This window comes from Shewanella sp. BJSY2023SW005 (assembly GCF_047314585.1).
Classification (GTDB): Bacteria; Pseudomonadota; Gammaproteobacteria; order Enterobacterales; family Shewanellaceae; genus Shewanella; species Shewanella algae.
Map to the genome: position 1 here is coordinate 146,245 of NZ_JBKORJ010000037.1, position 12,355 is coordinate 158,599.

Annotated in this window: 14 protein-coding genes; 2 read left to right on the forward strand and 12 right to left on the reverse strand. The window is 50.9% G+C overall.

What is annotated here, in order from left to right; all coding sequences use genetic code 11:
- Positions 1-51 precede the first annotated feature (51 nt).
- The 3 genes from trpS to rpe are packed head-to-tail and all read right to left on the reverse strand — an operon-like array spanning position 52 to position 2,423.
- A complete protein-coding gene (gene trpS / locus ACMHXI_RS11830; protein ID WP_093981879.1) occupies positions 52-1,056 on the reverse strand; it encodes a tryptophan--tRNA ligase in 1,005 nt (334 codons plus the stop codon).
- Positions 1,057-1,064: 8 nt separating this feature from the next.
- Positions 1,065-1,751, reverse strand: a complete 687-nt coding sequence (locus ACMHXI_RS11835) for a phosphoglycolate phosphatase (protein WP_037475295.1) — start codon at positions 1,749-1,751, stop codon at positions 1,065-1,067.
- 3 nt (positions 1,752-1,754) lie between these two features.
- Positions 1,755-2,423 (reverse strand): ribulose-phosphate 3-epimerase, encoded by a 669-nt coding sequence (gene rpe / locus ACMHXI_RS11840; RefSeq protein ID WP_025011600.1) that lies wholly within the window; start codon positions 2,421-2,423, stop codon positions 1,755-1,757.
- 192 nt (positions 2,424-2,615) lie between these two features.
- Here rpe and ACMHXI_RS11845 point away from each other — a divergent pair, with 192 nt between their 5' ends.
- Both ACMHXI_RS11845 and ACMHXI_RS11850 read left to right on the forward strand, forming a co-directional pair.
- Positions 2,616-2,966, forward strand: coding sequence for a hypothetical protein (locus tag ACMHXI_RS11845; RefSeq protein WP_025011599.1), 351 nt, complete (start codon positions 2,616-2,618; stop codon positions 2,964-2,966).
- Complete coding sequence (locus ACMHXI_RS11850) at positions 2,967-3,155, forward strand: DUF2970 domain-containing protein (protein ID WP_025011598.1); 189 nt, start codon at positions 2,967-2,969, stop codon at positions 3,153-3,155. It begins immediately after the preceding gene.
- Positions 3,156-3,176: 21 nt separating this feature from the next.
- Here ACMHXI_RS11850 and ACMHXI_RS11855 read toward each other — a convergent pair whose 3' ends face one another.
- From ACMHXI_RS11855 to ACMHXI_RS11895, 9 genes are all read right to left on the reverse strand, one after another.
- Positions 3,177-4,016: a Dam family site-specific DNA-(adenine-N6)-methyltransferase gene (locus tag ACMHXI_RS11855; RefSeq protein WP_071237680.1), complete on the reverse strand. Its 840-nt coding sequence runs from the start codon at positions 4,014-4,016 to the stop codon at positions 3,177-3,179.
- 48 nt (positions 4,017-4,064) lie between these two features.
- Positions 4,065-5,531 carry an AAA family ATPase gene (locus tag ACMHXI_RS11860; protein WP_413735014.1) on the reverse strand — a complete coding sequence of 489 codons (1,467 nt, stop codon included), beginning with the start codon at positions 5,529-5,531 and terminating at the stop codon, positions 4,065-4,067.
- A 16-nt stretch (positions 5,532-5,547) separates the two neighbouring features.
- Positions 5,548-6,624, reverse strand: a complete 1,077-nt coding sequence (aroB, locus tag ACMHXI_RS11865; protein ID WP_413735016.1) for a 3-dehydroquinate synthase — start codon at positions 6,622-6,624, stop codon at positions 5,548-5,550.
- A gap of 8 nt (positions 6,625-6,632) precedes the next feature.
- Positions 6,633-7,148, reverse strand: a complete 516-nt coding sequence (aroK, locus tag ACMHXI_RS11870; RefSeq protein ID WP_025011596.1) for a shikimate kinase AroK — start codon at positions 7,146-7,148, stop codon at positions 6,633-6,635.
- Between the two features lie 331 nt (positions 7,149-7,479).
- The gene (gene pilQ / locus ACMHXI_RS11875) at positions 7,480-9,534 is read right to left on the reverse strand and encodes a type IV pilus secretin PilQ (protein WP_413735018.1); all 2,055 of its coding nucleotides are present in this window, start codon (positions 9,532-9,534) and stop codon (positions 7,480-7,482) included.
- Positions 9,535-9,555: 21 nt separating this feature from the next.
- Positions 9,556-10,074 carry a pilus assembly protein PilP gene (locus tag ACMHXI_RS11880; protein WP_413735020.1) on the reverse strand — a complete coding sequence of 173 codons (519 nt, stop codon included), beginning with the start codon at positions 10,072-10,074 and terminating at the stop codon, positions 9,556-9,558.
- Positions 10,071-10,691, reverse strand: coding sequence for a type 4a pilus biogenesis protein PilO (locus ACMHXI_RS11885; RefSeq protein ID WP_144166169.1), 621 nt, complete (start codon positions 10,689-10,691; stop codon positions 10,071-10,073). The genes ACMHXI_RS11880 and ACMHXI_RS11885 overlap by 4 nt, the downstream gene beginning before the upstream one ends.
- The gene (locus tag ACMHXI_RS11890) at positions 10,688-11,275 is read right to left on the reverse strand and encodes a PilN domain-containing protein (protein ID WP_044733478.1); all 588 of its coding nucleotides are present in this window, start codon (positions 11,273-11,275) and stop codon (positions 10,688-10,690) included. The genes ACMHXI_RS11885 and ACMHXI_RS11890 overlap by 4 nt, the downstream gene beginning before the upstream one ends.
- Complete coding sequence (locus tag ACMHXI_RS11895; RefSeq protein ID WP_025011592.1) at positions 11,263-12,342, reverse strand: pilus assembly protein PilM; 1,080 nt, start codon at positions 12,340-12,342, stop codon at positions 11,263-11,265. Before ACMHXI_RS11895 ends, ACMHXI_RS11890 begins: the two co-directional genes overlap by 13 nt.
- Positions 12,343-12,355 lie beyond the last annotated feature (13 nt).

Below are 12,355 nucleotides of genomic sequence, written 5' to 3' on the forward strand. Positions count from 1 at the left end.
CGCAGCCACAAAAAAGCCGACCTTGTAGGTCGGCTCTCAAGATTGGCTGATTTACACCAGCAAGCCTATCTTCTCATAAACTTTCTTCACTGTGACTTCGGCGCGGGCCTGGGCCTTCTCGGCGCCCTGCTTCATTACCGACTCCAGGAAGGCTCTGTCTTCGCGGAATTCACGGAAGCGTTGTTGCAGTGGCTCCAACATTCCGACCACGGCTTCACCGGCGGCCACTTTCAAATGGCCATACATCTTGCCTTCAAACTCGGCTTCCAGTTCGACTATGCTCTGGCCTGTCACCCCGGACATCAGGCTCAGCAGATTGGATACCCCAGGCTTGTTGTCTATGTCGAAACGCACGACAGGCGGCTCATCGCTGTCGGTCATCGCCTTTTTCAGCTTCTTCATCACCGCCTTGGGATCTTCCAGCAGGCCGATGACATTGTTGCGGTTGTCATCGGACTTGGACATCTTCTTGGTGGGATCCTGCAGCGACATCACCTTGGCACCCAGCTCAGGGATAAAAGGCTCCGGCACTGTGAAGGTGTCACCATAAGCGTTGTTGAAGCGGGTGGCGATATCCCGGGTCAATTCCAGATGCTGTTTCTGATCCTGACCGACAGGGATCTCATTGGCCTGGTACAGCAGGATATCGGCCGCCATCAATACAGGATAACCGAACAGGCCAACATTGATATTGTTGGCGTGTTTTTGCGACTTGTCCTTGAACTGAGTCATGCGGCTCAGCTCGCCCATCTGGGTATAACAGTTCAAAACCCACCCCAGTTGAGTGTGCTGCGGCACCTGGGACTGAATGAACACTGTGCTCTTCTTGGGATCGACACCACAGGCAAGGTACAGCGCCAGAGTATCCAGGCAAGCTTCACGCAAGGCATTGGGATCCTGGCGCACTGTGATGGCATGCAGGTCCACCACGCAATAGAGGCAATCATGGCTGTCCTGCATGGCTACCCACTGACGCAGGGCACCCATGTAGTTACCTATGGTCAACTCGCCTGAGGGCTGGGCACCGCTCAATACTATGGGTTTGGGACTGCTCATGAATTTCATTACTCCGATTGCTGTGGCGGCAAATGCGCCAAAATTTGCTCAAAATGATCGCATACGGCATCTGGGCCGCAAAGCCCAATATCTTCACCGTAGTTGTAGCCATAGGTCAAGCCGATTGAGGCAATACCTGCGGCTTTCGCCGCCAGAACGTCGTTGCGGGAATCGCCCACCATCAACATCTGCTGAGGTTGCAACTGCCATTTATCCAGCAGGTGGGTCAGCGGCAAGGGATCCGGCTTCATCTTGGTGAGTGAATCGCCGCCGAGAATTTCACTGAAAAACGACTCAATACCAAAGGCCTGCAATAGGGGCACAGTAAAGCGATAAGGCTTGTTGGTGACTACCGCCAGCTTGAAACCTCGTCGCTGCAGGGTGCCAAGCACGGACTCAACCCCGGGATAGAGCTTACTGTAACGCTCGAGGCAGGCCTCATAGTGCCTCATAAATACCGGCATGGCATCGGCCATGACAGAGGCATCCGGCTCATCGCCCAGGCTCGAGGTCAGCGCGCGGCGCATCAACATCTCTGTGCCATTGCCAACCCAGCTGCGAACCTGGTCTTCAGTGCAACCACGCAGTCCCATATCGGCCAAGGTTGCCTGGGTTGCAGCGGCCAAGTCCGGCACACTGTCCACCAGAGTGCCATCCAAATCAAAGGCGATCGCACTGATACTGCTTGCGATCATAACTTACACTCCTGCCAGTTCACTGCGCATCTGGTCGATAACAGCTTTATAGTCCGGTTGGCTAAAGATGGCAGAACCGGCTACAAACATATCGGCACCGGCGGCGGCGATTTCGGCAATATTGTCCACCTTAACCCCACCGTCGACTTCCAAGCGGATATCGCGGCCACTCTCATCGATGCGGCGACGCACTTCGGCCAGTTTGTCCAGTGTCGATGGAATAAATGACTGACCACCAAACCCTGGGTTGACCGACATCAGCAAAATCACATCCAGCTTATCCATCACATAGTCCAGGTAGTGCAGTGGCGTGGCAGGGTTGAAAACCAAACCCGCCTTACAGCCATTGTCGCGGATGAGTTGCACTGTACGATCCACATGCTCGCTGGCCTCTGGATGGAAAGTGATGATAGAAGCCCCCGCCTTGGCAAAGTCAGGCACTATGCGATCGACCGGCTTCACCATCAGGTGCACATCGATATCGGCGGTAATACCATAGTCACGCAACGCCTTGCAGACCATGGGGCCTATGGTCAGGTTAGGTACATAATGGTTGTCCATCACATCGAAGTGAACCACGTCGGCCCCCGCATCCAATACGGCTTTAACATCATCACCCAGGCGGGCAAAATCGGCAGACAGAATGGAAGGAGCAATAAGATATGGGCGCATAGCATTCTCACAGGATGTTTAAGAAGTCGCCTATTTTACCCGCCAAGGCGCTCGGGCTCTATAGCCTGGCGCCCATTTCTGCCGTTGAAAAGCGCCATAAGTTGGAATAAAGTTGTTACTTGGTAAAAAGCTGTTCAATTTATCAACGGCTTTGTTATAATTGACCGATGTCACATTTGGGATTGGAACAGGATGAACCAGAAACCGCAGGTTTTCACACACAGCATCAAGTCAGCAGTCATACTCGCTGTCGCCGCTGGCGTGGTGGGAGCAACTGCCGTTGGTTTCCAAAGCCTGGGTTCTTCCAGCAATAATCTGGCCTGTAGCTGCAGCCAGGAAAATGATTACAATCCCAACCTGCCTTCCAGCCATCCCAATAATCGCTGTGCGACTCAGGAAGATGATCTGAGCTGGAAGAGTTGGCTCAGCGGCAAGAGTCGTTCGGGTCAGTTCCATTTTGTTGACTTGTTGGAGTTGCTGCACGGCCATCAACGTAAACCGGTTGATGATATGGCTCCGGCGAATTCCAATAACGGTTTCTAGATGCTTGGCCGCTACTGGCGTTACCTTTACAGTACGCTGGCAGCCTTCTTCGGCGTGCAGAGTGAGTCCAATCGCGTCAGGGACTTCAGCGCCAATTCCTCACCTCTCCCTTATATCATCACGGGCGTGTTGCTAGCCGCACTACTGGTACTAGGTCTGTTGCTGCTGGTAAATCGAGTACTCGCCTGATTACTTTGGCAAAGATGACTTTCAGTCGTTCTCGTTGTGATAGGTTTCGTCGTAAAGAGCCATCAACTCATTCACCTTGGTTCTGGTGCTGCCTTTCTGGCTGATGTTACGTTGAACCTGTATCGCTTCCATTCTCGAGCCGTGATAGAGCTCGCGGGTCAACGGAATATCATGGTTGCTGATAAGCACAGGAATGCCACGCTCAATGGCGGTATGACGGGAATGCCTGGCCAGCAGTGCCTGGTCATCCAAAGAGAAACCGGCACCGACATAAGTGGTAAAACTGGCGGTGGTCGATAAAGGTGCGTATGGCGGATCGCAATAAATCACGTCACCGCTTTTAGCCAGGGCAAACGCCTGCTCGTAGCCAATGCAGCGAAACTCGGCATTTTGTGCCTTGGCAGCAAAACCGCGGATCTCTTTCTCAGGGAAATACGGCTTCTTGTAGGAACCAAAGGGCACATTGAATGAGCCTTTACGGTTATAACGACACAGACCATTAAAGCCGTGGCGGTTGAGATAGAGAAAATAGACTGCCCGCTCGAAGGGGTCACGACTGCGATTGAATTTTTCTCTGACCAGATAGTATTGCTCTTTATCGTTCATCCGCGGTACAAACAGTTCCGCCGCCGCCCCTATGTATGCTTCCGGACGAGTCTGAATGATAGAGTAAAGATCGATCAGATCGCGATTGATATCGCACAACAGATAGCTCGGATAGTCTGTGTTGAGAAATACAGAACCGGCACCGACAAAGGGCTCAACCAAGCGCTCGCCCTTGGGCAAGTGCTGAGTCAGGGCATCAACCAGTTTAAATTTACCACCGGCCCACTTAAGAAAGGCTCTTTGTTTTTTCTTCATTAAAATTGATTGGTGCCCGGAAAAACGAAAGTGAGGATTGTACTCCGTTTAAGATGAAATTTCACTGTTACTTAGGCCAGCTTGTAAGCGATAGTGCTGCAGTGATTGCCATGACTTGACCAAGGGTTGAGACAGGCCCAAAGTCTGCTGCAACATTTTACCGGCTTCGATGGCCTCTTGCTTACTGGCATATTCCCCTACCAATACCACCCACCAATCCTTGTGCTTGGCTACCCTGACATTTTCCACTTTTTTCAGCTTGGCCATAAACGCCGTCAGTGACGATTCACGTTTCAGACTCACCAACTGCAAAGTATAACCCTGTGTCGGTAGCACTCCGGCACTGGACTCTTGTTCTAGCTCAGATTTATTCTGAACTTCTTGCGGCTTGGTATCTTGAGAAGCCTTAGCAGCCTCTTTGACCTGCGGCTTTTGGGTAACCGGCGTAGTAACAGGAGCGGTTTGCACATCCAATATTGCCTTGGCGTCACTCAATAGCTCAGATTCAGACTCTGGGGCTCTCGCTGTAACCACTTGAGTCTCTACATGCTGAGCGCTTTTTTGCTCCAAGACCGCCTGCGGCTCTGTTACCTGGCTTTGTGCTTGTTCCAGGCGAACGTAAACGGGCGTAGTTGAGAGCGCCTCCTGATCCCGGTCAATATCGAGCCAACGCTCGGCAAATTGGCTTAAGGGACTTGTACTATGCTCCAGCACCAAGGCTGACTTGGGCAATTCAGGCAGAGGCTCGGTCGAGCGCAGCAGATACCAGGAGAGCAGCGCCAGAGAGATAAGCACGGCAAGGCTCGATATCAGTATGGTCTTCCAAGGGAATACCCTTGGCCTCGGCGGCTCACCATTCAATGCCAGCTCCAGCAATGCCAATACCTCGGCCGGTGTGCCTTGTTGCCTCTCCAACTGCTTGACCACTATGGCCCGTGGCGTGAAAGTGTGCACTGCGCTGCGGGTCAACAGTGTCTGATACAGGCCCTCACGCTCGACGAGAGAAAGCGGCTCAAGCTTAACCGGCAACACCTGCTGTTTCTGTGCTTTGGGCAGTTGAAGCTGTAGCTGCTCGGCAAACTCCGGAGAGACAGAACAGGTCAACGTGATAGGCTCACCTCTGGCCTGCAGCTGAGTCAGCAATAAACACTCGGCCCAAAGCGCCAAGGGCATATTATCGGCATCGCCGATCAGAATGTGGATAGGCTTGCGCATCTCACCCAGATAGCGCAGCAGGGTATCGGCCAGAGGCTGCTCGTCGTCAAACAGGGGATCGGGCAGCAACTGGATCAGCAACTTGCGCCTTATTTCAGCAGCATCGGCATGTTGAGGGCAACTGACCAACGCCAGATTATGCTCATCGAGCACATTGGCCAAGGCGGTCAACAGTCGTGTCTTACCTGCTCCAGCCTGCCCCTGCAACAAAACCAGCTGCTGACCATAACAGGCCAGATGCTGCAGTCTTTGTAACAGTGCCTCTTGCGAGGGCAGGAGAAGTTCTTCGGTTGCCACCATTGTTACCCATCAAGGATCAAGTGCGGCAGATCACCTGTTCGAGTAGGGATTCCGGCACTTGAGCAAAAATACCGGCCTGACCCATGTCTGTGGGCAAAACCAAGCGAATTTGCCCAGCCAAAACTTTTTTGTCACGCCGCATGTGTTTGATAAAGCTTTCAAAATCCATGGACTCTGGTGCGGTTACCGGTAAATCGAATGCCTGTAGCAGCACAGTGATGCGACGGAGAATTGACTCGTCAATCAGTTCCATGGCTTTTGCAGTTTGTGCAGCAAGGACCGTGCCAGCGGCAACCGCTTCACCGTGAAGCCAATTGCCATAGCCCATTTCGGCTTCGATAGCATGTCCGAAGGTATGCCCCAGATTCAACAGAGCGCGAACCCCCTGCTCTGTCTCGTCTTCGGCAACCACTTCGGCTTTTATCTCACAGCAGCGACGTATGGCATAAGCCAGAGCCTCTGGCTGCTGCGATTTGAGTGACTCAACATTGTTTTCGAGCCACAGGAAAAAGTCAGCATCCCAAATGATGCCGTATTTGATCACCTCAGCCATGCCGGCGGCAAATTCACGCACCGGCAGAGTCTTCAGGCACAGGGTATCTATCAGCACAAGTTGTGGCTGATAAAAAGCGCCTATCATGTTCTTGCCCAGCGGGTGATTGACCGCCGTTTTGCCGCCCACAGAGGAATCGACCTGAGACAGGAGCGTAGTGGGGATCTGGATAAAGTCCACGCCCCGCTGATAACAGGCCGCAGCGAAGCCGACCATGTCTCCAATGACACCGCCACCGAGAGCCACCAGCACCACATCACGACCGCAGTTGTGCTCAAGCAGAGCCGTAAATACGCTTTCGAGTTGTGCCAGTGTCTTGTACTGCTCACCATCGGGCAGAATATGAGCAAAAACCTGAGCCGCAGGCAGCAGAAGGCGCTGCAAAGACTGCAGATACAGGGGAGCTACTGTGTCATTGGAGACAATGAGGACTTTTTTACCCGAGACACTCGCCGTCAGGCAATCGCTCTGGGCCGACAGACCCTGGCCAATGAAGATAGGATAACTGCGTTCACCTAAATCAACCCGGATCTGTTGCATCTTGCGTCCTAGAAGCCTAATTGTTCAATGATTTGATTGGCCACAACTTTGGCGCTTTGCTCGTCTGTCTTGACGATAACATCGGCGATCTCCTCATAGAGAGGATTACGCACGTCTGCCAGTGCTTCCAACACTTCACGAGGATTATCTACCTGCAGCAAGGGGCGACGCTTGTCGCGCTGGGTACGGGCCACTTGCTTGTCGATAGTGGTTTCCAGATACACCACGATACCGCGGGCAGAGAGGAAGTTGCGGATATCTTTGCTTTGAACTGAGCCACCACCTGTGGCCAGAACTATGCCTTGTTTCTCGGTCAGATCGGAAATCACCTGAGCCTCGCGGCGACGGAAACCTTCTTCGCCTTCAACGTCAAATACCCAGGCAATGTCAGCGCCAGTGCGATTTTCAATCTCTTGATCTGAATCGTGGAATTCCAAATGCAGCATTTGTGCCAGATGACGACCTATGGTGCTTTTGCCTGCGCCCATAGGGCCTACCAGAAAAATATTACGTTTTTCAGCCATTTCTTGTACGTCTGAATCTTATGAAAAGTTTGCCGAATGTCGACTTACTATCAAATCGACGGGATTTGTTACCTTGCTCTAATGAGACTTGACCGGGGATTATCTCAGCTTAAGGACATTCAAGGCAAGTAATGCCGACTATTAAAGCCAAATTTCCCGGTGCCCAAACATCAAAGCCAGCGACTGGCACTGGCTTTGATTGAGGTTTTACAGGTTTGGAAAAAACTTAGGTTGACCCCGGCATGCCTTCAATCAGATGCTTTGAATGCCAATTGCTGTGCAAGCCACGCTCTACAAAAGAGAACGCCACGATGACCCATTCACACCTTCCCTAGATTTCTTCGGTCACTATCTTGGGCGTTACGAAGATCAGTAACTCCTGGCGCTCATTCTTGTCCGAAGTATTGCGGAACAGGAAGCCGACCAAGGGGATATCCCCCAATACAGGAACCTTGCTGACCCGGCTGATCAGGTTCTGTTGATAGATACCACCCAAAACTATGGTTTCACCATTATCCACCAGCACTTGAGTACCTATGCGCTGGGTATCGATGGAGACAGCCTCTCCCAACGGAGTTTGTACTACCTTACCCTGCGAGTCCTGAGTAATTTCCAGATCCAGTATCACGCGGTTGTCCGGGGTGATCTGAGGTGTTACCCGCAGCGACAGTACCGCTTTCTTGAACTGTACAGTTGCCGCCCCACTGGAAGCCGATTCCACGTAAGGGATCTCGACACCCTGCTCAATATAAGCGGCTTTCTGATTCGAAGTGGTAATCCTCGGACTGGCAATAATTTCACCCTTGTTTTCCTGCTCCAGCGCACTCAATTCCAGGTCCAAGACGGTACCGTCAGCCAATTTGGCCACATGGAAAGCTATGCTGGTAGCATTGCTTGGTGCTGCCGGCAGATTCACATTGAGACGATCGCCAATTGATGGAATGGTGCCGTTGGCTATGTCCTGAGCACCTTCCAGGCTACCCGATGTGCCCTTATTGCCCTGCTGATCTGTAATTCCCCAACGGATACCCAGGTCTTCCGAAACATCATCTTTGACCGTGACCATTCGGCTTTCAATCAGCACCTGACGAATAGGCACGTCCAATACTTCAATCAACTTATGCACATTTTCCAGAATATCGGCCGTGTCTTTAACCAACAGAGTATTGGTTCTTTCATCCACGGCAACAGTGCCACGCTTGGACAACAGGCTGGAGCCTTCTCCCTTCAGCAGGTTGGCAATATCATTGGCCTTGGCGTAATTCACCTGCAGATACTCTGAGTAAAGCGGTGCCAACTCTTCTGAAACCTTTTTCTTGTTCTTGAGCTGATTTTCCTCACGTATGGCCAGCTCTTCCGCCGGCGCCACCATCAGGATATTACCCTCGATTCGCTTATCCAGCCCCTTGGTTTGCAGGATAAGATCCAACGCCTGATCCCAAGGGACATCGTCCAGTCTCAGGGTGATGCTGCCGTCGACTGTATCACTGGTCACCAGATTGAAATCATTGTAATCGGCGATAATCTGCAGCACGGTCCTGACGGAAATATTCTGGAAGTTAAGTGACAGAGTCTTACCTGAGTATTTCTTCTCTTCTTCCAGTTGAACTTCACGCTCGACCTTGTTCATCGCCAAGGTGAACATATTGCCATCTTGCTTGTAGTTATATTCGTAGTCACCTTTGATATCGATTAGCACCCGGGTAGTCAGATCTTCTTTGAAGGTCTCAAAGCTCTTCACCGGAGTGGCAAAGTCCTGCACATCCATGACATATAACATGTCAGATGGAATATCTGTGTTATACAACTTCAGCTCCAGCCTGGAGCCAACTTGCTCCACATTGGCGGCAACCGATGAATTACGCAGCTCAACCAGCAATTCTCCGCCATTGTCACCCAAGCGGCGGAAATCAATATTCTTTATGCTATTGACGAAAGGACTGCTGGCCTTGCTCTGGGGATCCATGACCTCATCATTGACAGTCAAACGATAAACGTTGTCTACCGCCTTACCCTGATAAGGTTTCACTTTTTTCAGTGCCAGAACCAGTCGTAAATTATCGCCGTCCTGCATGCTGGACAGCTGCTCGACACCGGCAGTATTAATAGGGATCTGTGCTTTCTCCAGCGCCGAAATACTGTCGCTGAAGTCCAATTGGATACTGGCTGGATCGGCACTCAAATTGATTTCCGGCTCAGATATCGGCTTGTCAAACACCAACTCCAGCTCCAGTTGATGATCCACAATGGCGTGGTACTTTACATCCACCAGCTTGTTGGCAGCACAAGCGTAGGGACTGAGCCCCAGGACGAGCAGGCTGCCCAGGATAAACTGCATCCATTTGGCTGCATTCTTCGGGGTGATATTCGCGGCAGAAGATTCCATTATTCCCTCATCCTTCGCTTGTTATTCTCCGGTCAATTCCAGGCTGCTGTTGCGCTCTGTCCAACAGCCGGAACCGTCCGGTACTAATTCAATGATGTCGATATTCTGTGCTGATACTTTGGCGATGCGGCCGTGATAGAGTCCCAAATACTCGCCCACTCCCATCCGATAGACATTGCCATCGGTTGTTTCCACCAAGGCCCAAACCACGTTGTCTTCGCTCAGGGTGCCGCGCATCTTGAGGTTGTCCAGCGCATAGGTTTCGAGACGGCTCTTACGACGCTTGAGATCCGGTTGCAGGCAATCCTTGGTGGTATCTATCACCTCTTCCGTCAGTTCCCGGGAGGGCGGCACAAAGGGACTACGCAACATATCTGCCTGATAATCAAAATGCTCAAACTGAGGCGGCTCTTTCAACGGCTGGATCCTGGCAACATGCTGAGCCTTGGTGCTGGTGACAAAGGCTTCAAGATCTGTTCTGTCACCGATACAGCCGCCAAGCATTAACGCCGCCGCGATCAGGGGGATGAGTTGTTTCATTTACCTTTCCCCTTAGCCTTCTCCGGCGGTAATTCCGTTCCCTCTTTAAATCTGTAGGTCTTGGCCAGAATTTCCATTGCCAAGGTGCCGGATGGATCGCGCTTAACCACAAAGTCATGCAGGCTGACGATCCGTGGCAGCTTGGCAACTCCGCCGACCATGTGCCCCAATTGGTGATAGTCACCGGTCACTGCCATGCGTATCGGAAACTCAATATAGAAATCCCGTTGGATCTCTGCATCCCAATCCAAACTCTGGATCTTCAGACCCGCATCTGTGGCGACATAGGTCAAGTCATCGAGCAAACCCGGCATTTCATTCTCTGATGGCAGCATCTTCAACAATTCGGCAAATTGTGCCTCCATCTGTACCAATTGCTCCCGATATAATTTCAGGTTAGCGGCCAACAGATACTTTTGCTTGAAATCATCACGCAGTTGTTGCTCTTTCGCCTGTTCAGACTGGTAAATATCTATGGCGTCTGAAACAAACAGATAATAGCCACCGACGAACACCAGAATCGCCAGCAAGCCTGCAAATACGGCCTTGACCTGAGTCGGCCAGCCGCCGATATTCTCCATGTCCAGATCATTGAACTGGCTCAAATCGAAACTCATTTGCCCGCTCCTTTCGCCATCTGTGCCGTCCCTTCAAGCCGGTTTGCTCCCTTGATACTGACTTTGAGACTGAAGCGTTGCAGCTCTCTGAGTTCTTCCTGTTGAGAGACTATCGACTGCATACTCGGATCCTGAAGCCATTCTGATGCTTTAATTTTTCGCATCATGTTGGCGACATTGTTATTGGACTCACTGCGTCCTTCGATCCAGATAAGGCTGCCTTTCTTTTCTATGCTGGAAAGATAGATACCTGGCGGAATAACCCGTACCAGCTCATCCAATACATGGGTGGGTAAATTACGCGACTGCTGTAAGTTAAGAATAATCTCGGTGCGACGCTCAATATCCTTTTTGCGCTGTTTTATCTTGGTGATTTCAGCTATCTGCTTGTCAAGCAGGCTAATTTCTGACTGGAGATAAGCATTTCGCTGACGCTGATCCTCTGTCATCAAGTCGATAAAGTTCAGTGCCAAATAAACCAATAACGCGGCGCCAATAAAAACAGCAGCCAGAATACCTATATAATCGCGCTTCTGTTTTTCCCTGGCTTCTTCACGCCATGGCAATAAGTTTATGTTCGCCATTGAGCATAACTCCTCAGTGCCAGGCCGCAGGCCACCATGTATTTACTGATATGGGGTTGCAGGGCATTTTTTACTGAATCGTCCGCATGCAAACTTCCCTGAAAGGGGTCGGCAATTATAGTGTGAACACCTAATTCATTGGTTAGAAGATTAGCCATACCTTCTAATTTGGAAGTGCCGCCACAAAGCACCAAATGATCGACTTTATCCTTACCACTGGAAGTGCAATATATTTGCAGCGTACGTTTTATCTGTTGCAATAATTGCGTTTGAAATGGCGATAACACCTCAAACATATAATTGCGAGGTAGATCACCTTCTATCTTGGCCTTTTCCGCCTGCTCATAGGACATACCGTAAAAAGACAATATAGATTGAGTGAAGAGTTCACCACCAAATGCTTGCTCACGGATAAAGGCTGTTTCCCCTTTTTCCACCACGGCGAAGGTGGTCATGTTGGCACCGATATCAACCAAAGCGACAACCTGATCTGCTGCGCCATCCGGAAGCTGCCCCAGGATCAATTCATGGGCACGTCCCAGAGCATAGCCTTCTACATCAACAACTTTAGGTTCAAGGTCGACACTGTCCAGCGCATCGATTCTGGCATCAATATTTTCAGTACGGCAAGCACTAAGCAAGACATCAACCTTGCTGGGGTCTGTCTTGTTGACGCTCAGCGTTTCAAAATCAATGCTGACTTCATCAAGTGAATAGGGAATGAGGTTATCCGCTTCAATCTCAATCTGTGCCTCCATTTCAACCTCACTCAAGGAGGCGTCCATGTAGATGACTTTAGTCATTACGGCTGATCCGGATACAGCGACAGAAGCAAATTTAGTTGATTTGGGCAATTGCCTCTTCAGCTGTCTCATTGCTTCAATAACGGCTTCAGGATCGCGAATATCATGATCATTGATGGCTCCTTTTTTTACAGGAGCAGCGGCATAAGCCTGGATTTTATAACCATCGCCTGTCTTGCCCAGCAGGATCGCTTTGACCTCGTGAGAACCGATGTCAATACCCACCATTTGCGGAGCCTGACGCTTCCATAGATTCGAAAGCATAGTCCTTTGTCAC